Annotated in this window: 24 protein-coding genes; 1 reads left to right on the forward strand and 23 read right to left on the reverse strand. The window is 34.3% G+C overall.

Features of this window, described 5'->3' with window-relative positions; translation table 11 throughout:
• Positions 1–42: 42 nt before the first annotated feature.
• The 8 genes from JOC47_RS12560 to JOC47_RS12595 all read right to left on the reverse strand — a co-directional run bounded on the left by JOC47_RS12560 (position 43) and on the right by JOC47_RS12595 (position 6,713).
• The gene (locus tag JOC47_RS12560; RefSeq protein ID WP_204702435.1) at positions 43–393 is read right to left on the reverse strand and encodes a type II toxin-antitoxin system PemK/MazF family toxin; all 351 of its coding nucleotides are present in this window, start codon (positions 391–393) and stop codon (positions 43–45) included.
• 2 nt (positions 394–395) lie between these two features.
• Positions 396–671: a CopG family transcriptional regulator gene (locus JOC47_RS12565; RefSeq protein WP_204702436.1), complete on the reverse strand. Its 276-nt coding sequence runs from the start codon at positions 669–671 to the stop codon at positions 396–398.
• A 185-nt stretch (positions 672–856) separates the two neighbouring features.
• Positions 857–1,033: a hypothetical protein gene (locus JOC47_RS12570; RefSeq protein WP_204702460.1), complete on the reverse strand. Its 177-nt coding sequence runs from the start codon at positions 1,031–1,033 to the stop codon at positions 857–859.
• A 166-nt stretch (positions 1,034–1,199) separates the two neighbouring features.
• Positions 1,200–3,440 (reverse strand): IGHMBP2 family helicase, encoded by a 2,241-nt coding sequence (locus JOC47_RS12575; protein ID WP_204702437.1) that lies wholly within the window; start codon positions 3,438–3,440, stop codon positions 1,200–1,202.
• 317 nt (positions 3,441–3,757) lie between these two features.
• A complete protein-coding gene (locus tag JOC47_RS12580; protein ID WP_204702438.1) occupies positions 3,758–4,201 on the reverse strand; it encodes a CBS domain-containing protein in 444 nt (147 codons plus the stop codon).
• Between the two features lie 80 nt (positions 4,202–4,281).
• Complete coding sequence (locus tag JOC47_RS12585) at positions 4,282–5,832, reverse strand: NAD(P)H-hydrate dehydratase (protein ID WP_239551210.1); 1,551 nt, start codon at positions 5,830–5,832, stop codon at positions 4,282–4,284.
• A 9-nt stretch (positions 5,833–5,841) separates the two neighbouring features.
• The gene (gene acpS, locus JOC47_RS12590) at positions 5,842–6,207 is read right to left on the reverse strand and encodes a holo-ACP synthase (protein WP_204702439.1); all 366 of its coding nucleotides are present in this window, start codon (positions 6,205–6,207) and stop codon (positions 5,842–5,844) included.
• A gap of 299 nt (positions 6,208–6,506) precedes the next feature.
• Positions 6,507–6,713, reverse strand: coding sequence for a hypothetical protein (locus JOC47_RS12595; protein ID WP_204702440.1), 207 nt, complete (start codon positions 6,711–6,713; stop codon positions 6,507–6,509).
• Positions 6,714–6,911: 198 nt separating this feature from the next.
• Here JOC47_RS12595 and JOC47_RS12600 point away from each other — a divergent pair, with 198 nt between their 5' ends.
• The gene (locus tag JOC47_RS12600; protein ID WP_204702441.1) at positions 6,912–7,334 is read left to right on the forward strand and encodes an arsenate reductase ArsC; all 423 of its coding nucleotides are present in this window, start codon (positions 6,912–6,914) and stop codon (positions 7,332–7,334) included.
• A 26-nt stretch (positions 7,335–7,360) separates the two neighbouring features.
• On the opposite strand, the gene JOC47_RS12605 is transcribed toward JOC47_RS12600, so the two are convergent.
• From JOC47_RS12605 to ptsP, 15 genes are all read right to left on the reverse strand, one after another.
• Positions 7,361–7,612, reverse strand: a complete 252-nt coding sequence (locus tag JOC47_RS12605) for a hypothetical protein (RefSeq protein WP_204702442.1) — start codon at positions 7,610–7,612, stop codon at positions 7,361–7,363.
• 96 nt (positions 7,613–7,708) lie between these two features.
• The gene (locus JOC47_RS12610) at positions 7,709–8,422 is read right to left on the reverse strand and encodes a metallophosphoesterase family protein (protein ID WP_204702443.1); all 714 of its coding nucleotides are present in this window, start codon (positions 8,420–8,422) and stop codon (positions 7,709–7,711) included.
• Positions 8,423–8,610: 188 nt separating this feature from the next.
• Entirely contained in the window at positions 8,611–8,841 is a 231-nt protein-coding gene (locus tag JOC47_RS12615; RefSeq protein ID WP_204702444.1) for a thioredoxin family protein, read from the reverse strand.
• A gap of 87 nt (positions 8,842–8,928) precedes the next feature.
• Complete coding sequence (locus tag JOC47_RS12620) at positions 8,929–9,816, reverse strand: universal stress protein (protein WP_204702445.1); 888 nt, start codon at positions 9,814–9,816, stop codon at positions 8,929–8,931.
• Positions 9,817–10,052: 236 nt separating this feature from the next.
• Positions 10,053–11,024 carry a permease gene (locus tag JOC47_RS12625; RefSeq protein ID WP_204702446.1) on the reverse strand — a complete coding sequence of 324 codons (972 nt, stop codon included), beginning with the start codon at positions 11,022–11,024 and terminating at the stop codon, positions 10,053–10,055.
• Positions 11,025–11,027: 3 nt separating this feature from the next.
• Complete coding sequence (locus JOC47_RS12630; protein WP_204702447.1) at positions 11,028–11,345, reverse strand: ArsR/SmtB family transcription factor; 318 nt, start codon at positions 11,343–11,345, stop codon at positions 11,028–11,030.
• Between the two features lie 327 nt (positions 11,346–11,672).
• Positions 11,673–12,623: a tRNA modification radical SAM protein MnmL/YtqA gene (gene mnmL / locus JOC47_RS12635; protein ID WP_204702448.1), complete on the reverse strand. Its 951-nt coding sequence runs from the start codon at positions 12,621–12,623 to the stop codon at positions 11,673–11,675.
• A gap of 18 nt (positions 12,624–12,641) precedes the next feature.
• Positions 12,642–13,478: an alpha/beta hydrolase gene (locus JOC47_RS12640; RefSeq protein WP_204702449.1), complete on the reverse strand. Its 837-nt coding sequence runs from the start codon at positions 13,476–13,478 to the stop codon at positions 12,642–12,644.
• A 391-nt stretch (positions 13,479–13,869) separates the two neighbouring features.
• On the reverse strand, positions 13,870–14,436 hold the full coding sequence (mnmM, locus tag JOC47_RS12645; protein ID WP_204702450.1) for a tRNA 5-(aminomethyl)-2-thiouridylate-methyltransferase MnmM: 567 nt from the start codon (positions 14,434–14,436) through the stop codon (positions 13,870–13,872).
• A 76-nt stretch (positions 14,437–14,512) separates the two neighbouring features.
• The gene (locus tag JOC47_RS12650; RefSeq protein WP_204702451.1) at positions 14,513–15,718 is read right to left on the reverse strand and encodes a methyl-accepting chemotaxis protein; all 1,206 of its coding nucleotides are present in this window, start codon (positions 15,716–15,718) and stop codon (positions 14,513–14,515) included.
• 182 nt (positions 15,719–15,900) lie between these two features.
• Positions 15,901–17,724: a glutamine--fructose-6-phosphate transaminase (isomerizing) gene (glmS, locus tag JOC47_RS12655; RefSeq protein WP_204702452.1), complete on the reverse strand. Its 1,824-nt coding sequence runs from the start codon at positions 17,722–17,724 to the stop codon at positions 15,901–15,903.
• Between the two features lie 200 nt (positions 17,725–17,924).
• Positions 17,925–19,265 (reverse strand): phosphoglucosamine mutase, encoded by a 1,341-nt coding sequence (gene glmM, locus JOC47_RS12660; RefSeq protein WP_204702453.1) that lies wholly within the window; start codon positions 19,263–19,265, stop codon positions 17,925–17,927.
• Positions 19,266–19,403: 138 nt separating this feature from the next.
• Positions 19,404–19,730, reverse strand: coding sequence for a hypothetical protein (locus JOC47_RS12665; RefSeq protein WP_204702454.1), 327 nt, complete (start codon positions 19,728–19,730; stop codon positions 19,404–19,406).
• 202 nt (positions 19,731–19,932) lie between these two features.
• Entirely contained in the window at positions 19,933–21,087 is a 1,155-nt protein-coding gene (locus JOC47_RS12670; protein ID WP_204702455.1) for a methyl-accepting chemotaxis protein, read from the reverse strand.
• Between the two features lie 43 nt (positions 21,088–21,130).
• On the reverse strand, positions 21,131–22,422 hold a 1,292-nt coding region (ptsP, locus tag JOC47_RS12675), incomplete at its 5' end, for a phosphoenolpyruvate--protein phosphotransferase (protein WP_204702456.1).

The raw sequence follows: 22,422 nt of genomic DNA on the forward strand, positions 1-22,422 counted from the left end.
AGAAAATACTTTTAGTTAATGCATTAACTAAAAGTATTTTTATCAAAACTCTACTAGCCCTAGGCTTATTTTTAATGATTTATCTACTTCTTCTACTATTTCTTCTTTCAAATGAGCAATTCTTCTTTTTAATCTTTTCTTATCAATTGTTCTAATCTGTTCTAATAAAATCACTGAGTCTCTATCCAAACTAGAAGTATCGGCATTAATCTCTACATGAGTAGGCAGCTTAGCTTTATCAATTTTAGAAGTTATCGCTGCTACAATTACAGTCGGACTATACTTATTACCGATATCATTTTGAATTACCAACACTGGTCTAATTCCACCTTGTTCCGAACCAACTACTGGATTTAAATCCGCATAAAAAACATCACCACGTTTTACTACCACTTTTAATCACACTCCGCTAATCTTTCCTCATAATTAAAGAAACTTTTGTTTTCTGACGCAAAATATTTTCGTGCCAATTCCAAATTAAGATCGCTCATTTCTAAATAACCTTGTTTCAACTTCTGACTAAATTTTTGTTTTTTACTTCTTCTAAGGTGAGGGCTTAAAATCTCATTAATAAAATCAGAACAATCCTGATTTCTTTCCTGAGCAATTCCTCGCAGCTCCTGCAGCATATCATTTGTAAAAGAAACAGATACCTTCTTTAAATTTGTCAAGCAAAATCCCTCCTAGCCTTTATAACTAGAACTTACTATAATATATGTTATGCTTGCCCTACCTGTGAACAAATTATGTACTTATGTAATTACAACTTACTAATATTTTATTACAATCCAAGCTCAAAATATACACTAAAATGGAAATAATAAAAAAGAGACGCTTCCAACGCCTCCTTCTACTCCTACTGAATTTGCTGATAAGCCTCTTTCTCAGCCATCAACCCTTCTTCGGCTAATTTCAAATTTAAATCCGCCATCTGTGAGTATCCTTCTTTTAGTTCTTCCCGCAGCTGCTGCTTAGATTTGTTTAACTTAAAGTTATTACTTAAGTTTTCTTCTGCTAATTGGCCCCCAGCCATCTTATTATCACCTCAGGAAGTATGGATTTATTATATAGTTTGATACTTACTACCTTTTTACTACCTTTAGCTTCACAATGCTAATAATAGTATACCATAAATTGATTCTAAATTAAAGTTAAATTAATTTAATTTTTTCTTTTCTCAGGGCTAAATATATCAGTAATTAAAGTTCATAATAAAATCCGTGTTTTTCGACATAATTAGTCAAATTATTATAAACTTGATGGCGAGCAATAGTATCAGAATCACCAATAATAATCAACTTCTTTTTAGCTCGTGTTAAAGATACATTTAAACGCCGAATATCTTTGAGGAAACCTATATTTTTCCGTTCATTATTTCTTACTAAAGAGAAGATAATAACTTCCTTTTCGCGACCTTGAAAACCATCTACTGTATCAATTTCTATCTCTTCTGCTGCCACTAATTTATTGATTAACTCCACTTGATCTTGATAAGGAGTAATCACCGCTACTTCTGTTAAATCAATTCCAGTCCGGCTAACTTGTCCTACTATTTCTTCCACTAAATCTGCTTCCATTTCATTCTGCACCGAAGTTGAATCCTTTTTAGAATGCTCTGATACTTCCATACCACAAGTATCTAAAAAGCTAATCACTTCCTCTCGGTTTAAGGCCTGTTCAGCGGGAGCATTACCATCTGGCAACTCAAGATCTAAATCACTTAATTGCCAATCTTTAACTGCAGGTGCTGCTTCTAACTGCCCATCATAAAACTCACGATTAGAAAAGTTCATAATATCTTGATTCATCCGGTACTGTAAGTTTAAGACCTGTTTAATCTCTGAGCCATGCACTTCTAGTAATCTTTCAAATAAACTTTTAGCTAAACCTTTCTGCTTTGCCTCTTCATTTAAAATAGTTGGTGGTAACTGCTTATGATCCCCTGCTAAGACTACCTTTTTAGCTTTAGTTAGAGGAATTAAAGCTGAAGGTTCTGTTGCCTGCGTAGCTTCATCCACTACTAATAGATCAAACTCCTGTCCTGATAACACTTCAGAACCAGCCGTAGAGTTAGTACTACAGACCACATCAGCTCTATCAATTAATTCTTGTACTGCTTCATCTTCTAGACGTTCAACTTTCTCAAATAATTCATCAATCTTATCTTGTAGTTTTAGCCATTGAGCCATATCTTGAATCTTTTCTGGCGGCACACCCCGACTACCTTTGCCATCTTCAGCTAGACTTCTTATCTGTCCATTACTCATTCCTCGTCTCCACTTACCGCTTGGATGAGTATGTTCCTCTTGTTGCTCTAACAAGTCATAGGCTTTTTCTCTTAATTCTACTGCCTTTTGATACTTCGGATGCTCTTCAATCACATAATCTAAGGTATGTTCTCTTAACAATGGATTAACTCGCACTGGATGACCTACGCGTAGTACTTCTACATCTTGCTCAACTAATCGTTCTACTATATTATCAACAGCAGTATTAGAATCAGCAGTCGCTAAAATGGATTGTTCTTCTTCTACTGCTTGCTGTAAAATTTCAATTGCTGTTGTTGTCTTACCAGTTCCCGGCGGACCGTGAACTAAGAAAAAGTCATCTGCTGCTAAAGCCGATTTAACCGCCTTTTGCTGCGGTTGATTTAGTTGTTCATTAAAGAACTCAATCTCTGGAGTTTCAGAAAAGTTCAGCCCAGATAAACCTAATAATTTATCCTTTAATTCATCTAATCTTCCTGTCGCTACTCTCAACTCTTCTAATGCATCTAACATACGTTGGAAAGTAATATCATTAACATATAAGTCCATTCTTAAATCTTTACCATAAACAAAACCAAGCGGTTTATTATCAAAAGCAACTGTCACAGAATAATTTGTTTGTTCGACTACTGTTCCAGTCGGATTATCATCATTTAGCGGTTCATTTTTGCTTAACATTACTAAATCGCCAATACTAATTTCATTATCAGGTAGCTCTTCTCCTTTATGATTGCGCATAAATTTGACTAAAAATTTTCCAGCTAAACCTTGTCCTTCATCACGACCGCGCAAATGTAATATTGCTCGACCTTTTTCTTCTCGTTCATAACCTGATAAATGTTTAATTTCGCTTTCATGACGTCGCATCTCTTCTTCTCGTTCCAATTCAACTAAATGTTCATACTTCTCTAAATAATCTTCTACTTGCTCTAACTTATCACGAAAGTCATTATCCTGCTCAACATTAACTGTCACTCCTGCAATTTGATTATCATCCATCACCTTTGCAACTTTTTCTGACACACTATCTTCAATTTCCACAAGAGCAATTTTATTTTTAAAGTCAATATTTCCAATTTGATTACCACTAATATCAGCTTCATTTGTTAGCGCTCCAACAATATCTCCAGGGCCAATGTGCTCCTTAAGCCCTTTAATAATTATTTCAGTCATTCTAATATCCTCCCTTCTGAAATAACTATCTTTTGTTTTGCTAATGCCATAGAAAAATCGCACCTTAAGGCGCGATTTCAATAATAGAGTATAGCAAAAATACCGTAATTCGTCAATCCATTATAAATATCCCTTTATTAGCCATAATTTAAAGTAAAAAGCGAAGGAAGCACTTAAACAATCTTCCTCTGCTTTTTACTCACAGCTCTTAAGAAACTACTCACTCATATACTTTACTATATCTGCTCCCTACGGGTTTTTACAAAACCCTTCGTGATTAGTAATTTTATCTTTATCCTAGATTCATCTTTAATAGGTTATTCACTCATATACTTTACTATGTCAGCTCTACTTACGATTCCTATCATTTCTCCATCTTCAATTACTGGTAAGCGATTAATTCCTTCATCAGTTAATAAAGTAGCTATATCTTCTACAGTAGTCTCAGGACTAATGGTCACTACATCTTCAGTCATAATATCTTTTATTTTAACAGCAGCAACCTTCTTGAGGTCTTGTTCAAATTTTTCAAAGCTTTCTAAATAAAATACACTATCAAGGAAATACACATAATTAGGAAAATGTAATTTCTTATCATGGGCTACTAAATCGCCTTCACTTACAATTCCCACTAATTCATTATCTTCTACTACAGGTACACCACTAATATCTTCTTCAGTTAGTACCTTCGCTACTTCTTTAACAGTGTCTTCAGGAGAAACAGTTACTACATTAGTAGTCATAATTTCAGATGCTTTCATGATTATCACTCTCCTTAAATTAATTTATAATGTATAATTACAATCAAAAGCAGACAACCATAATTCCCAATTATCCATTTTCAATTCTCAATTGCTTTTATTGCCTGTGGTAAATAATCAATTAGATCACTCGGTACTAAAGAATACTTAGTGAGTTCTTCACTTCCTATTTCCGCTGCTAAACCATGCAGATAAACAGCAATAATACTTGCATCTACTGGGGCCAAATCCTGACCTACTAAAGAAGTTATTAATCCCGTTAATACATCACCACTACCACCAGTAGCTAAAGCAGAATTACCACTATAATTAATATAGACTTCTCCTGTTGGAGTTGCTATCACAGTTCGACTCCCCTTGAGAACTAATATTACACCATACTCAACAGCAAATTCTCGAGCTACTGCAACTCGGTTTACTTCAATTTCTTTAATAGGCTGCTCAAGTAACCGGCTCATCTCTCCCGGATGAGGAGTAAGTATCGTTGCTGCTTCTCTTTCCTTTAATATTTCTAAGTCATCAATTACATTTAGTCCATCAGCATCTACTACTACAGGTTCTTCAATTTTAGTTAACAACTTATTCACTACTGTAGTAACTTCACCTGTAGTGGTTAATCCTGGGCCAATTGCTAAAACATCGCGACTGCTCATTAACTTTTCTACCTGCTCTATTGCTCCTACATCAAGACTGCCATCCCTAGTTTCAGCCAGCGGATAGGTCATTGCTTCAGTCAATTTGGTCTCTAAGATAGGATTGACACTACTTGGTATTCCCACAGTAACTAATCCTGCCCCCATCTTCAAACTAGCTCGAGCAGTTAATACAGCTGCACCAGTCATGCCAGTTGAGCCTGCTACTAATAATAATTTACCATAATTTCCTTTATGACTATCATCATCTCTTAGAGGTAGCAATTTAGTAGCTAAATCAGCAGTGATTAAATTAGTCTCAATCTCTTGTTGAGCAATTGCTTGCTTTGGAATGCCGATATCAACTACTTTTAATTGGCCCACAAATTTGGCCCCTGGATAAAGTAATAATCCTAATTTCGGTAGAGCAAAAGTTACTGTCTGTTGAGCCTGCACAGCCATCTCTCTAACAATCCCACTATCTGCCTCTACACCAGAAGGAATATCAACAGCAGTCACTTCTGTATTTACTTCATTAACTAAATCTATGATATTGGGGAATAATCCTCTCAGTTTGCCTTTAATCCCCGTCCCCAACATAGCATCTACAATCAAGTCAGCCTGCTTTAAATCAGAGGGCAAATTTTCTACATCTGCTGCTGTAGTTACTTCTGTTACCTGATCATCTAATCTTTCTAATATCTCTAAATTAACCCAAGCATCACCAGTTATTTCATCTTTATTCCCGACTAAAAAAGTCTGCACTGCAATTCCTTCTTGCTCTAATAACCTACTAATTATAAATCCATCTCCACCATTATTGCCTTTACCTGCTAAAACAACAACTTTTTCTAAAGCAGAATATTCAGCTAAAATTTCTTCAGTTACGCGCCGCCCAGCTTGTTCCATCAAGACAACGCCATCAATTCCTAGTTCCTCAATCGTATAACGATCAATTTGGCCCATTTGAGCACCACTAACTAATTTAATAATTATCAACCTCCCCTCTTATTCCGCTATTGCTTGTGCCACAGCATAATCATGACAATGAGAAATACTAATCATAATCTCAGTTATTCCTTTATCATCTGCGACTTCCTGAGCACCATTGTATAAATTGACTTCCGGCTTGCCACTTTTAGTAGATATAATCTCTACATCATGCCACTTAAAACCGCTAAATCCTGTACCTAAAGCTTTAACTACTGCTTCTTTAGCTGCAAAGCGACCGGCGAAATTGGCCCAGGGTTTTTTATATTGTTCACAATATTTAACTTCTTTATCAGTAAAAAATCTAGTCTTAAATCTATCTCTTCTCTGGATTGCATCTTTAATTCGCTCAATCTCTATAATATCAGTTCCTAATCCTTTCACTTTTTCACCTACTTATCTCATTTAAATCTTTAACATTTTTCAGCCTTGGCACTGCTAAGGCTATATATATTTAATCTTTTTAAATGGTTTTACTTCTTATTCTTTACTGTTTTCACTGTCTCCTCCGAGTTTTAAAATACAAAAACTCTTCGTGCAGCCCTATTCTCTCTACTCTTCGCTTTGCTAATCGCGCAATCTATATACACCATTTTTCGCTTAGCTCACTACCAGCTACTCATTACTTTATTCTTATAATATAATATTCTAGAAATTACTTTTTTCTCCTTTTTTAATATTATCTAAAAACACAAAAAGTATTGCAACAATTTGTCACAATACCTCTGCTCATTCCCGGCTGCATCAAAAAGATCTGCTCCTAAATCATAAGGTTTAATCTTTTTTTCTTTCTGTTTTATATAATTTTCTAAAGCATTAGTTACTTTTTCTACTCCAGCTAAATGATTTAGCTTTTCTTTTAAATCTTCAGGTGAACTAATGTGTCCCATGAATATCACCTCTTTTAAGTTTATAATATTATTTTATCACAAATTGACCAAATAAAAACTATATATAACCTTTCAGCTGAAAATTTACATAACTTTAACATATCTCCACAGGCTTTTGTCAACTAATCACGAATTTATATATTAGAACACTTATAATTTCACATACTTAACTTCAAATTATAGAGAGGAATGATAAGAATGAGTAAAGCTAAAGTATTATTTATCTGTACTGGCAATTCAGCCCGCAGTCAAATGGCTGAAGCATTTTTAAGAGAGTATGATTCAGATAATTTTGAAGCATACAGTGGAGGATTAAAAGCAGAAGGAATTCACCCGATGACTAAACAAGTGATGCAGGAAGTTGGACTAGATATTAGTGATCAAGAATCAAAAGAAATTTCACGTTTTCTAGGCAAAAAACACTTTGGTTTTTTAGTTACTGTCTGCCGCAAAGCTGAAAAAAATTGTCCTACTTTTCCTGATGTCAGCACTAGATTATTTTGGGATATTGAAGATCCTAAAGCATTTGAAGGATCAGATGAAGAAAAACTTGCTAAGTTCAGAGAAACTAGAGACGAAGTAGAAGAAAGAGTTAAAAATTTCATTAAAGAGCATAGTTAAAAAAAGTCCCCAATTGAGGACTTTTTTTAATTAACAACTTTTTTTGTTATATGTTCTACATAGAACTTACCTTTAGAACTTAAAGTCACTCGTCTTTCTCCAAAGATATCGTTCCCGGCGTAAATTAATCCTTTTTTATTGGCCTCCGTTATATAATTAAAAATATCTGTTTTGGAATAACCAGCTTTTTCTAATTGGCTAAAAGACACATATCTTTTCGTTTCATAAGGATTCTTTCCCTGCTTATTCTTATAAATGAAATCTAAAAACTCTTCCATTTGAACTCCTCACTCTCGTAATAAGATTAAAAGATACTACTACTTAATTATATCTTAATCTATTGCTAAATATTACTTTTAGTGAGGAAAATTGATTTATCCTCTACCAGTTTCAAAAATATCGATTAAATCATCTACTAATTCACTATCTTTAATTGCATCAGTTATCTTTGCAACTGGATATGCTACTTCAACAAATTCAGTAGTTACATTTCCATCTGCTACTTCAACAATTGTATAAATAGCATTCGGATTGCCGTGTTTTGGTTTACCAATACTACCAACATTAATCACATGCTTACCATCAATTTTACAATGATATGGTAAATGAGTATGGCCACACATTAAAATATCTTCTTCTAAATCTGCTACTACTTCTTCCACCTGCTCACTACCTGCATATAAGTATTCATTAATTTTTCTTGGACTACCGTGAACTAATAAAGCACTCTTATCTTCTAAATCTAATTCTAATTGCCTCGGTAAATTAGCTAAAAATTCTTTATTTTCATCAGTAGTTTCTTTCCCGGTAAAGTTCATAGAAGACATACCGATTTTTTCAGCTTTTTCACTATTATAATCACAACCACATGCAATCTTATGATTACCAATTGCATCGTCATAATTCCCCTGAATCGTATCAATACCTTCTTCTTCGATCTTTTCAATTACTTGATTTGGGAACGGAGCATAACCAACTAAATCACCAGCACAAACAATTTTGTCTACATTTCTATTTTCAATATCTTCAAGTACATTTTCCAAAGCATAAATATTACTATGCACATCTGAAATAATAGCTAATCTCATTTTTCCCACTCCCCACTAAATTATAATTGTAAAATTACTTTCAATAATAATTCCTGCTTTTACTTCCATATTATCTTTTATTTCATAATCTTGCAACTAGCAGAGCAAATTTTAATGTAATGTTAACAATTAAAATAATAATACAGCCTCCTCCCTGATTTCAGGCAAGAGGCTGTAGCAAATTATCACTATTTAAGTAGTTCCTTAATTTCATCAGTACTAGGTACACGACCTTTAACTTTTACCTTACCATCAATAGCTAATCCTGGTGTACTCATAATACCAGCTTTAGCTATCTCTGCTGGATCTTCAACTTTTTCTACTTCAGCATCAAGACCTAATTCTTCAGCAGCTTCTTTAGCATGATCAGCTAAACTAACACAATTTTTACAACCTGGTCCATAAACAGTAATCTTCATCATTTCACCCCCCTACAATATAGTGTATAGTAAGACAGTTAAACAGTATGACAGTTCAAATCAAAAACATACAATCAAATTCCAAAACTACTTCCTATTATCTGGTACCAATAAAACTGGAATTGGTGATTTTTTAGCTACCTGCTCTGCTGTACTACCTATTAATAATTCTTTGATTGAACCTTGACCGCGAGTAGGCATAATAATTAAATTATTTTCCTTCTCTTCGGCTATTTCAACAATATTGTCAGCAGGTTCTCCATGTCTGACCTCAATCTCATATTTGATATCTATATCCTGAGCTACTAACTTAGCTTGGACTTGTTCTAATTTAGATTTTACTTTCTCTTTTTTCTCTTTCAATTCTTCTAGACTATCACTCCGCTCAATTATAGAAATCAGAGTGATCTTTTCTGAAGGAACATTCATTTTCTCAACTATATCTAATATTTGATTTGTAGAATCAGAAAAATCAATTGGTAATAAGATATCATCAAACTTCTTATTAGAAACAGCTGTTAAATCTCCACCTTGAATCTCTTCATATTTTTCTATTAATACTGGTATTTTAGTTTTTCTGATGACATTGTGAGTAGTGCTGCCTAAGAGGATATTTTTAATTGTGCCTCCTCCATGAGAGCCCATCAATATTAAATCACAATTTTCTTCTTCAGCTGTCTTAACAATCTGCTGTTCAGTTTCTCCCACTTTAACTTCTACTGTAGCTTCTAATCCCATTTCTTCTGCTTTCTCTCGGCTTCTTTCTAGCAATTTTTTATCAGCCTTTTTACTATAGTCTACTGCTTGAGGGATATTAAAATCAACATTGAGTACTTGTAAAATAACTACCTCTTCCATCCCAACATTTTTTAATTCGACTAAAGTGTCAGTTAACTTTTCCGCCCGCTTAGAAAAATCAGTCGATAATAATACTTTCCCTTGCTTAAAAATAAATATCACCTTCCTTTTCTTCACTGGATACCGCTAGCTAAATTTAAACTTAATATCTTAACAATATATTTATCTATGTCTTTAAATTATTTTAGGTTTTGAATTTAATTTTTAATTATACATTCTAAATTCTCAATTATTAATTGTTCTCTTCTGAGTCTTAAAAACAAAGACTCTACGTGTAGCCCTATTCTCTCTACTTACTACTTAAATAAACTGCGCAATCTACATGCATCTCTTTGATTTTGATTGCCTACTTTCTACATCGCTATATTAAAAGCTACATCTACGAAATTAAACATATAACCAACGCCAACAATAGCTGAACCTACTACTGCAATAAAGATAGCAATCAATTTCGGCTTAATTACTTTTCTTAAGATAACCATCTGTGGTAATGATAATGCAACCGTCGCCATCATAAAGCTCAATGTTGTTCCTAAAGCTACACCTTTGTTTAATAATGCTTCAGCAATTGGAATCGTTCCTGCAGCATTAGAATAAAGTGGAATTCCAAATCCTACGCCCATTAATACTGCCCACGGATTACCTTGCCCCGCATATTTTGCCAATAGTTCAGCCGGGGCATAACCGTGAATTATAGCCCCAATTCCAATCCCAATAATTACATACTTCCAAATACGACTCACTATATCTTTTACTTCTGCTTTAGCATAATTGATCCTTTCTTCCCAAGTCATTTTTTCTTCTTCACTTGGCCCATCAGACTCTACTTGATAAACATACTCTTCTACTTCATCTTCTAAACCTAAAGCTCCAATTACTATGCCGCCAATAATTCCTACTGCCATGCCACTCACTAAATATAGGGTTCCTATCTTCCATCCAAATAATGAATACAGCATTACTAATGCTATTTCATTCACAATCGGAGATGTAATCAAGAAAGAAAAAGTTACTCCCAAAGGTACCCCAGCTTCTACAAAACCAATAAAAATAGGAACTGTCGAACAAGAACAAAATGGACTAACAACGCCCATTACTGAAGCTACAAAATTACCTACATATTTGTTCTTATGACTTAATACCTGGCTGGTTTTTTCTGGTGAAAAGAAACTGCGAATTAATGAAATAAAGAAAATCATAATTGATAATAGTACTAATATTTTAGTTACATCATAAACAAAGAAATGAACTGATTCTCCTAGACGAGTTGCTGCATCAAGCCCCATCCAGTTATAAACCACTAAATCTGCTAATGATTCAATCATTTTCTAATCCTCCTTTAAAATATCTTCTCTAGTTTCATTAATCTGCTCTAATAAAATTTCTTTAGTTATATCCAAAATGTCAATGATCTTTTCATTTTTCAAACTGTAAAAAACCTGCAATCCATCTTTACGACTCTGTACGATATTAGCTTTTTTTAATTTGCTTAAATGCTGAGAAATGTTAGGCTGACTCTGTTCTAACTCTTCATAAATAGTACAAACACATAATTCACCTTCAGTCAGCATTTCTACAATTTTAATTCTCGTCTGATGCCCCAATGCTTTGAATAATTCACTTTTTAATTGAGGTAATAAAGACATATTATCCAACCTCTCTTAATTATATTCTTGAACTTTTTTGCTGTTAATAACTAATTAACTATATAATTAATTTCTAATATAATTATATGCACCATGGTACTCTTTGTCAAGATGAAAACACAATTTATATAATTAATTGCTTATATACTTATATTTGCAATAAACAGCCCACTTTTTTTACACTTCTTAGTCAAAAATGACAAAAGATGCCTGACTGCAAGGGCACCTAAATTATGCTAGTATTCAATCTTTATTTTTACAATTCACAATTTTTATTTAATGTTAGATTTTACTAACTTTATGTAATTATTAATTCCTTATAAATGGCTATGGTCGGTATTTGCTTAGTGCTTTACCATCTAAATAATCAAACTTATCCCCCTGCTGGCTATCTCTATCTTCCATCTCCTGCAGAATAAGATTATTAACTTCACTATAATTATAACCCCAATTGACAAATAATGTACCCTCTTGCGGTGCTTTACCTAATAATCTCTGCACGCCTATTTCAGGATCTAAATGTTCTAAAAAGACAATTACCCGCTCAATATATTCCTCTAAAGATATCATTTCTAAATCACCATTTTGATACTGCCGCCCTAATTCTGTATCTTCTCTAATATATAAAGCATGCAGCTTAACATTATCTACCCCTAAAGCCGAGACAACTTTAGCACTTTCAATTACATCTAAAATATCATCACCAGGTAAATTTAATATCAAATGTACGCCTACATCAAAGCCATACTCCTGAGCAATATTGACAGTATCAATAAATTCTGCTAGAGTATGACCACGATTAATGTTCTTTAGAGTGTGACAATTAACACTCTGTAACCCTAATTCCAAATTGATATTGGTTTCTGGATCTTTCTCTGCGACTAAACCATCAATAGCAGAAGCATACTCACGGCTAATACAATCCGGTCTAGTAGCTAAAGCTACCTCTACAATATCTTCAATTTCTAAAGCTTGCTCAATATTATCTAGTAATTTATCTAATGGTAAATAGGTATTAGTGAAATTCTGAAAATAAGCAATGAACTGTTCAGCATTATATTTATTAGCAATCGGATCTTTTAATTCTAATAGTTGTTCCTGAACAGAAGTATTAGATGCTTCTTCAAAGCTAGCTCCTTCTTCGCCGCAGTAATCACAACCACCTGTGCCTAAAACTCCATCTCGATTCGGGCAAGTTAAAATTAAATTAACCGGTAACTTATATGTTTTGGCTCCATATTTATCTTTTAAATACTGCGAATATTTATAATATCTCATTTCTTAACCCTCCACTACTTAAAATTGATTTAAAAACCTATTAATATTATGCCAAGTTTCTTGATTATTCATAAGCGTATTATGACCTTCAGCTTTGATTATTTCCATTTTCTTCGGACCCGCCCACTGTTCAAATAAGGCTTGGGAATGATGCAGCGGGATAACTTTATCTTCTTCTGCTGCCAAACATAATAGCGGCACATTAATTTTAGCCGCCCTACTTTCTGAATTAAACTTTTGCTGCAGCAGTAAATCAACTGGTACTAATGGTAGTTTTTCTTGGGCCACTTTTTTCACACTATCATAGGGAGACACCAAAACAACCCCTTGGATATCACGTTCAGCAGCTAAATAAGTAGCTACACCAGTACCTAAACTTCTCCCGCAGGCTAGAACTTCATTTCCATCTATATCACTTCTAGAAGAAAAAACATCATACAAATATAAAGCATCCTGATATAATTCATCTTCATTCGGCTGTCCTTTACTTAAACCATAACCTCTATAGTTAATTAATAATACCGACCAACCTGCAAACTTATCTTTATGATTTAATAGTTCAGAAACTTCTTCACCATTACCGCCAAAATAAATAATTAACGGCGACTTTTTTTGCTCACTTTCATCCAACAGCCAACCATGCAGTTTTACTCCATCTGGGGTCGTTAGATTGATTTCTTCCACATTTTGATAGTGCTTAATCTGTGTTATTCGCTGTTTAGAAATCGATTGAGGAAAGAAAATTAATTTTTCTTGACCAACATATAATCCCAGCAAAATCAAACTATAAGCTAGTAATAGTACTCCCACTATCCCTTTTAAATTAGTCATAGTTTGTTTCATTAAATCCGGCAATTGTTTTTCCTCCCTTCAAAATAGAGGACTTTTTTATCGCTTAAGTGAAACTTTATAGCTAGAAGTAAGTAACTAAGAGCTAGTAGTTAAAAAAATAAAATCAAAAGCAAGAGGCACAATCAAAAAATAAGCAACTTCAAAATGGTATATCCCTGCTCCCACACTTAAAGTAAGACTGCCTTGGATTGAGATAAAATTGTTTCGCAGCGTCTTTAAATCTAGTTTTTCAATGAGTCTTAATGAAGTATAATAAGCTGTAATTTTGAAAGTTTAATTTCTAATTTAATTAAACTAAATTGCAGCTTATTATACGAATTTAGACGAATCAAACTAGATTTATAAGCGAAGAAATCATTTTATCTTAATCCCGAAAGTTACACTTTATATAGATTTAATTCCTCTTTTTTATCGCTAACACCTGCGGCGGCTGACTTGATTGATTAATAAAGCGATAATGCAGCACATTATACTTTTTTTCATCAAGTTTTTTAGCATAGTCTAATAAAGCCTGCTGTTCTTTTTTCCCGCCTTCATGACCTAAATAGACCACCACTATCATTAATCCTCCTACAGCAAGTAGCTCTAATCCTGATTTTACAGCCTGCAAAGTAGTATCTACTGTAGTGATAATTTCCTTATTACTCCCCGGCAGATAACCCAAATTAAATAAAATCCCATCTACATTTTCACTGATATAGTCCTGCATTTTTTCATGCCCAGCATGAATTAACTTTACTCGTTCTGATAATTCATTCTCTTGCAATCTATTCTTAGCTGCTTCTAAAGCACTTTCTTGTACATCAAAGCCCCAGACAAATCCTTTTGCACCTACTACTTCAGCTAAAAATTGAGTATCATGACCATTACCTACTGTAGCATCTATAACTTTGGCCCCTTTATTTATATGTTCTTTTATTAAATTATGTGAAAAATCTACACCTTGTTTTAAATCTTTCATTTTTATCTCCTTTCAAAAGAAAAATCCTGAGATAGTCTCAGGATTAAATACTATAAATATTATATTCTTTACTACATTAAACTTCAAATTTATCTACTACTGCTCTCAAATCTTGGGCCATTTCTGCTAATTCTTGTGAAGAAGTAGCAATATCATTAGATACACTCTCAATATCATGAGCCGATCGATTAACTTCATCACTGTCATGGGCCAACTTCTGCGCCGCCTCAGCCGTCTGTTTTATCTGTTGAGCAGTTTGCGTATTATTTTCTTTTAAGCTATAAAACATCTCTCCGGCTTCTTTAACCACATTTTGTCCGGCATCAACTTCACTTTCTACTTTCTCCACTACTTCTAAGCCTTTATCCGCCTGCGATTGAGTATTAGTGATCAATCCCGAAATATCAGCAGTCGCTTGATTAGTCTGTTCTGCCAAATCTCTGATTTCATCTGCGACTACGGCAAAACCTTGGCCCGCTTCTCCCGCTCGTGCTGCCTCAATTGCTGCATTCAAAGCCAATAAATTAGTCTGCTCAGCAATATCAGTAATTAAATCTACTATCTTCCCAATTTCCTGGGAATTACTTTCTAATCCTTTAATAACTTCTACGGCCTTATTAACCGAGTTACTAATTTGATTCATAGTAGCTAAGGTAGTATCAATTTTTTCTCCCCCTGCCTCAGTCTGTGAAGCAGATTCTTGAGCAAAACTATTTACTTCTTGCGAACTAGCCGATATCTGTTGAATATTTCCCGAAATATTCTCAATCAATTGGTTAGTATTTTCTATAGTTGCATTTCCTTCTTCTGCTGAAGCAGATAACTCTTCACTATAAGCTGATAGGTCACTGACTGAATCTTTAACCTCTGTCATCATCACCTTAACATCTTCTTGCAATTGATTCACCATGCTATTAGTTTTTCTAGTTAAAACTCCCATTTCATCTTTAGCTTTCACGTCCAATTCACTCAAATCAAGTTGGCCCTGTTCTATCCTATCCATGACTTTAATTAATTTTTTCACTTTGGAAACGATTAATTTGTTTAATAAAATTTGTAAGACAATTATAAGTATTATGACATCAACAATATTGCGAAAATAAACTACATTATCACCCAAATTAATAAAATTACTTAAAAAAGATGTCAATAGTTGACCTAGTGGAGCCGATACTAATATAGCTATTAAAGCGACAAAACCAAACTTTAATCCTAAACCAAATTTAACTTCATCATCTAATTTTTCTGCTACATTCATATTTTCATCAATATTTTCTTGCATCACCAATCCCCCCTTATAAACATGTATTAATATTATAATTCGACAATTTTCTTATCAAACCCTCTATTTATAACTAAAAATATTTCATGAATTCTAAATTTAATTTCACAATTTAGATATAATCTAGGAATAATTCAAAAAATAAAAAACCTGGAGGTTTCCCCCCAGGTTAGAAAATGACATTATTCTACTGTTACACTTTTAGCTAAGTTACGAGGTTGATCAACATCACAACCTCTTTCAACAGCTACATAATAAGCTAATAACTGTAATGGTACCACTGATAAAATACTTGTTAATACTTCACTTGTTTCTGGAATTTCAAATCTATAATCTAAATCTTCTAATTCTTCTTCGCCACCAAAGACTACTCCAGTCACTACTCCTCCACGAGCTTTAACCTCTTTAACATTGCTCAAAGTCTTTTCCTTCACTGAAGGCTGAGTAGCTAGGGCAATCACAGGAACTCCTTCTTCTACTAAGGCCAAAGTCCCGTGCTTTAATTCTCCGGCCGGATAAGATTCAGCATGAATATAAGAAATCTCTTTCAACTTCAATGCGCCTTCTTGCACTACAGCATTATCAACACTACGTCCAATAAAGAATGCATTTTCATTCTGAGCATATTCTGCTGCTAAATCTTTAATCTTTTCTTCACTATTGTCAATAATTCCTGCAATTTGATCGGGCAGAGCTTTCATATCTTTAATTAACTGTTTACTCTCTTCATCAGCTAATAAGTCTTTCTTACGCGCAAAATAAATAGCTAACATATAAAAAACAGTAATCATCCCAATATAAGCTTTAGTCGAAGCTACTGCAATCTCTGGTCCAGCATGAATATAAATCACATCATCTGCTTCACGAGGAATACTACTTCCTACAACATTACAGATACCAATTACTCTAGCGCCTTTATCCTGTGCTTCTCTAACTGCAGCTAAAGTATCAGCAGTTTCTCCCGATTGACTGACTACAACTACTAATGTATTTTCATCTACAATTGGATCTCGATATCTAAATTCAGAAGCAACATCAACTTCAACTGGTACTCGGGCCAAATTCTCAATAGCATATTTCCCAACTAATCCAGCATTATAAGCAGTTCCACAAGCTACAACATAAACTTTGTTATACTGCTCTAATTGCTCAGCAGTTAAGCTCACATCATCCAAGTGCACATCTGCTTCATTTAAACGACCTGTAATACAGCGGCGTACAGTTTCTGGCTGCTCATGAATCTCTTTTAACATAAAGTGATCATAGCCAGACTTTTCAGCCATGCCAGGGTCCCAATCAACTTCAAAAATATCCTTTTCAACTGCTTCACCATCAGTCGTAGATAACTCTACAGCATCAGCAGTGATTACTGCCATTTCACCATCATCTAAAATATAAACTTCATCCGTATGCTTTAAGATAGCTGGAATATCAGAACCAATAAAGTTCTCTCCGTCACCTAATCCTACAATTAATGGGCTATCTTGTCTGACAGCAACTAATTTATCAGGTTCAGCTTTAGACATTACTGCTAAAGCATAGGAACCATCTAATCTATCAACTATTTTTCTAACTGTAGTTTCTAGGTCATCTTCATAATATTCTTCAATTAAATTAGGAATTACCTCTGTATCAGTTTCAGAAGCAAAATTATAACCTTTTTCTTTTAACTCTTTTTTAATTTCGGCATAATTTTCAATAATCCCATTATGGACTACTACAAACTCTTGATTATTACTTTGATGCGGATGCGAGTTAGGTGTTGATGGTTTACCATGCGTTGCCCAGCGCGTATGACCAATACCTACTTGGCCCTGCGGCTGCTCTTCTTCTACTAAATCTTCTAACTCATCTAATTTCCCTACTTTCTTAACCACATTTATTTCACCTTGATCATACAAAGCAACTCCAGCTGAATCATAACCTCTATATTCTAACTTATTAAGCCCTTCTACTAAGATAGAAGTGGCATCTTGTTCTCCTATATAACCAACAATTCCACACATATATGATTTCCTCCTATTATTTATTATTATCAAGTTACAAACTAACTATCCTAAATTCTATTGTCCCCCCAGTTTCCTGAGAGTTTTAAGAACTTAGTTTAAGGCTGATAGCCACAGCCTAAGGGGCATCCGCCGAAGGATCGATTCTCCCCTTACCTCGTCAACTTACAATGTAAGTCCGGGCGCTATAATTATTAATTCTACTTTGTCAACTGTTCTTCAACCACTTCTGCCACACTATTAGCTAATTTCTCTAATTCAGCTTTATCTTCACCTTCAACCATAATTCTGATTACAGGTTCAGTACCTGAGGCTCTGACAAAAATTCTACCATTATCAGCAAGTACCTCTTCTACTTCTTTAATTGCATCATTAATTGCTTGATTATCTTCCCAAACTTTATCGTCTACTTCCACATTAACTAATAACTGTGGTAATTCTCTCATTTGATCTTTCAACTGAGATATCTTCTGCCCAGTATCTTTCATAATCTCCAATAAATGTAGAGCAGTTAAAATTCCATCTCCAGTCGTATTGTAATCTAAAAAGATAATATGACCAGATTTTTCACCACCAAGACTATAACCATTTTCTCTCATGGCAGCTAAAACATAACGGTCACCATTTTTAGTAACTTCAACCTTGCCACCTGCTTCTTTCATGGCTTGATGAAGGCCTAAGTTACTATACTTAGTAACTACAATAGTATCTTGTGGTAATTGATTATGATTAATTAAATACCGACCACAAATAGATAAAATATAGTCTCCATCAACTAACTCTCCAGTCTCATCAACTGCTATCACACGGTCAGCATCACCATCATGGGCAATACCTAAATCTGCATTTTCTTCCACAACTACTTCCTGTAATTTCTCAGGAGCAGTTGAACCGCAGTCAACATTAATCTTCTGTCCTTCTAGTTGATCATTTAAGGCTACTACCTCAGCTCCTAATTCTGCTAAAACACGCGGAGCTGCATCATAAGCTGCACCATTGGCTGCATCTACTACTACCTTCAAACCACTAAAATCATGATTAACAGTAGTCTTTAAATAATTAACATACTTATCTAAAGCACCATTAAATTCTTTTTTCTTCCCTACCTCAGCACCACTTATCGTAGGTAATTGTTCCCAAGTATTAAAGATAATATCCTCAATTTCTTCCTCTTCTTGGTCAGTTAATTTAATTCCATCTCCATTGAAGAATTTAATCCCATTATCTTGGACTGGATTATGAGATGCAGAAATCATAATTCCTGCAGCAACATCTTCTTCACGAGTTAGATAAGCAACAGCCGGCGTAGGTACAACTCCTACTTCCACTACATCAATTCCTAAAGAAGTAATTCCTGCCGTTAAAGCTGCTTCTAACATATCACCAGAAACTCTAGTATCTTTCCCAATTAGAACTTTTTTATTACTTTGCCCTTGGGCCAAAAAATGAGCTCCAGCTTTACCTACTTTAAATGCTAATTCAGGCGAAAGAACAGTATTTGCTTCTCCTCTAACACCATCAGTACCAAATAATTCTCCCACTTCTTCACCTCCTTTATGAATAGTATATGCTTAAAAAATAAGATTTAACATTATAATAAACACAAGTCTAATTATATAATTAATTTCCTTATCTTTCAATCAAATTATCGAATCATTTTGATTTTGTTAATTTTTTGTCTATTTGAGGATGATTGTTTTATTATTATAATAAGTTATCTTTAATTTCTCAGCTTCGTTATTTTCTTCACTAGTAATTAATTGAAAGCCCTTAATTTTATCTAAAGAACACGATTCAGCCTCTGGATAAATATCTGCTAAAGGTTTAATTCTCCCTTTTTCAATATAATAAATACCACGCTGTGGTTTAAAGCCCGTTGAAATCCCATAGTTTCTTTCAGAATTTTGACTTATCAATACTAAAGCTTCTGCTAAATCAGCTAACTGTTGATGTTTTTTATCTAGTTCTTTAATATTTTCTGATATCTGCTGGTCATAATCTGCCATTCTTCTCCCCCCTTAAGCTACAACAACTTAAAATAAACACTCCATTTATTTTATTAAACTAGTTTGCCGCAAACTCCTGCTTTTAATCCAAAACTACAGCTTAAAAACATAAGCAAGTTCCATTAATTCTCTTAAAGGGGGAGAGAAAAAATTAGGAACTTGCTTATGTTATCTTTTATATATTCAATTTTTAATTTATCTACTATACTTCAAATTGACTAACTAACACATTCAACTGTTCTGCCATACTATTTAACTTCTGACTAGAATTAGTTATCTTATCCATAGCATCATTCTGTTCTTCTGTAGCATCTGATATCTCTTGGCTACCTGCCAATAGTTCTTGACTGTGCTTAGCTACTTGCTGTACTTCTTCATTGACCTCTTCAATTCTAGACACTATCTGTTGGAAATAATCTTCAGTCTTATTTGCTGCATCTACTCCCACATCAATTTGATTATTATTTTCCTTAATAGTTTCGACTGCTTTATCTGTTCTAGAAGTCAACTTTTGAATGATATTTTTAATATTATCAATCGAACTTTGCGTCTTTTCTGATAAGTCTTTAATCTCTTCGGCTACAACGGCAAAACCATGACCGGCTTCTCCTGCCCTTGCTGCTTCAATGGAAGCATTTAAAGCTAATAAGTTTGTCTGTTCTGCTATATCAGAAATAACATTTACAATATCATCTATCTCTTCAGAAGCAGACTGCAGTTCATAAATTATCTCAATTGAATCTTCAGAAGTATCAAGAATTTGATTCATCTTAGTTTGAGTATCATTCATCTGCTCTAAGCCATCTTGAGCTAAATCCTTTACCTCTTCTGCATTTTGCGCCATTGCCTGCGAGTTTTGATCTACATGTTCAACTGTCTTTAATAGACTCTGAATCGAAGCAGATACCTCTTCTAAAGCACTGGCTGTTCTTTGACTAGAATTATTTAGTTCATTACTTACCGTTTCGGATCTATCTCCAGTTTGAGTTACACTAGTAATCATCCCCTGAAAGCCAGCTAACATTGTATTTATATTCTGTGCTAAAGTACCAAATTCATCATCACACTCCACTTCAATCTCAGTACTTAAATCACCTGCTGCAATCTTATTAGTAACCGTTAAAATCTCTGCGAGGGGATTAAAGATTAATTTATCTAGTACTTTGATCATTACTAAATCAACTACAGCCAGAACTACAAATAGAATACTACCAACCGAAATTAAGAGTCCTTTACTTGTTTGCGGAACTAAAAAACTAGTTAACAACAAAACAACAATTAAACTCATTACTTGAATGAGTGTTAAGCCCAATTTGAATTTAGCTTGTAGCGAAAGTTCTTTTAACTTAGCTAACAATTTATCCCCCCTCCCTAATCTTAATATAGTACTCTCAGCTAAATCAATCACTTAAAACTTTGCGTACTTCTTGAGCTGTTTCACAGTTCAATGCTTTTTCAGCTATCTCTTCTGCTTCTGCTAAGCTCATATTCCTAATCTGGTCTTTAACTTCAGGAATCGAAACAGCACTCATACTAAATTCATCTAATCCTACTCCTAATAAGAATGGTGCTAATCTCTTATCACCTGCCATTTCACCACACATACCGGCCCATTTTCCTTCAGCATGCGCTGCATCTACTACTCGTTTGATTAGTCTTAATAGTGCTGGATGGAATGGCTGATATAAATCTGCAATCTGCTCATTCATTCTATCTGTAGCAGTAGTATATTGAATTAAATCATTAGTTCCAATACTAAAGAAGTCTGCTTCTTTCGCTAAGATATCTGCTACCATAGCTGCGGCAGGAACTTCAATCATCATTCCTACTTCTAGGTCTTCATCAAATTCAATGTTTTCTTCGCGTAGTTCTTCTTTTACTTCTTCTAAAATCTGATTTGCTTCTCTTAACTGTTCAACAGCAGAAATCATAGGATACATAATCTTGACTTCACCGTAAGCACTTGCTCTCAAGATAGCTCGCAATTGTACTTTGAAGATCTCTGGCTTGTCCAAACACATCCGAATTGCCCGATAGCCTAAGAAGGGATTCATCTCTTCTGGCATATCTAAATAAGGTAACTCCTTATCTCCGCCGATATCCATAGTTCTAATTACAATTGATCCGTCTATCTTTTCTGCTACTTCTTTGTAAGCCTCAAACTGCTCTTCTTCACTCGGTAAAGAATCACGATCCATATACAAGAACTCACTGCGGTATAAGCCAATGCCTTCGGCTCCATTATCTTGGGCGCCAGGTATATCGGCTGGGGTGCCAATATTCGCTACTAATTCTACCTGATGTCCGTCAGTAGTTTCTGCAGGGACTTCTTTTAGCTCTGCTAGTCTTTTCTTGCGTTCGGCATATTCTTCTGCCTTTTCTTCATATTTATTTAACTCTTCTTCTGTTGGATTGACAATTACAGTGCCGTCTAGACCGTCAACTATAATTTGATCGCCAGTTTCAACATCATCTAAAATACCATTAGCTCCAACAACTGCTGGAATCTCCATCGAACGAGCCATAATAGCAGTATGGGATGTTCTACTGCCTACTGTTGTAGCAAACCCCTGCACTAGTTCTTTATCGATTTGCGTTGTATCAGATGGGGCTAAATCTTTCGCTACTAGAATTACTTCTTTATCTAATTGAGCTAAAGAAACTGTATTTAAGCCGAGAAGATTCTTTAAAA

Origin of the sequence: Halanaerobacter jeridensis (assembly GCF_016908315.1) — a bacterium.
Classification (GTDB): Bacteria; Bacillota; Halanaerobiia; order Halobacteroidales; family Halobacteroidaceae; genus Halanaerobacter; species Halanaerobacter jeridensis.

What these genes read in the sequence shown, in the direction of transcription:
- JOC47_RS12570 (WP_204702460.1), bottom strand. Translation starts at nt 1,033, where the DNA reads ATGGCTGGGGGCCAATTAGCAGAAGAAAACTTAAGTAATAACTTTAAG.
- JOC47_RS12575 (WP_204702437.1), bottom strand. Translation starts at nt 3,440, where the DNA reads ATGACTGAAATAATTATTAAAGGGCTTAAGGAGCACATTGGCCCTGGA.
- JOC47_RS12580 (WP_204702438.1), bottom strand. Translation starts at nt 4,201, where the DNA reads ATGAAAGCATCTGAAATTATGACTACTAATGTAGTAACTGTTTCTCCT.
- JOC47_RS12595 (WP_204702440.1), bottom strand. Translation starts at nt 6,713, where the DNA reads ATGGGACACATTAGTTCACCTGAAGATTTAAAAGAAAAGCTAAATCAT.
- JOC47_RS12600 (WP_204702441.1), top strand. Translation starts at nt 6,912, where the DNA reads ATGAGTAAAGCTAAAGTATTATTTATCTGTACTGGCAATTCAGCCCGC.
- JOC47_RS12605 (WP_204702442.1), bottom strand. Translation starts at nt 7,612, where the DNA reads ATGGAAGAGTTTTTAGATTTCATTTATAAGAATAAGCAGGGAAAGAAT.
- JOC47_RS12610 (WP_204702443.1), bottom strand. Translation starts at nt 8,422, where the DNA reads ATGAGATTAGCTATTATTTCAGATGTGCATAGTAATATTTATGCTTTG.
- JOC47_RS12615 (WP_204702444.1), bottom strand. Translation starts at nt 8,841, where the DNA reads ATGAAGATTACTGTTTATGGACCAGGTTGTAAAAATTGTGTTAGTTTA.
- JOC47_RS12625 (WP_204702446.1), bottom strand. Translation starts at nt 11,024, where the DNA reads ATGATTGAATCATTAGCAGATTTAGTGGTTTATAACTGGATGGGGCTT.
- JOC47_RS12630 (WP_204702447.1), bottom strand. Translation starts at nt 11,345, where the DNA reads ATGTCTTTATTACCTCAATTAAAAAGTGAATTATTCAAAGCATTGGGG.
- mnmL (WP_204702448.1), bottom strand. Translation starts at nt 12,623, where the DNA reads ATGAGATATTATAAATATTCGCAGTATTTAAAAGATAAATATGGAGCC.
- mnmM (WP_204702450.1), bottom strand. Translation starts at nt 14,436, where the DNA reads ATGAAAGATTTAAAACAAGGTGTAGATTTTTCACATAATTTAATAAAA.
- JOC47_RS12650 (WP_204702451.1), bottom strand. Translation starts at nt 15,718, where the DNA reads ATGCAAGAAAATATTGATGAAAATATGAATGTAGCAGAAAAATTAGAT.
- glmS (WP_204702452.1), bottom strand. Translation starts at nt 17,724, where the DNA reads ATGTGTGGAATTGTTGGTTATATAGGAGAACAAGATGCCACTTCTATC.
- JOC47_RS12665 (WP_204702454.1), bottom strand. Translation starts at nt 19,730, where the DNA reads ATGGCAGATTATGACCAGCAGATATCAGAAAATATTAAAGAACTAGAT.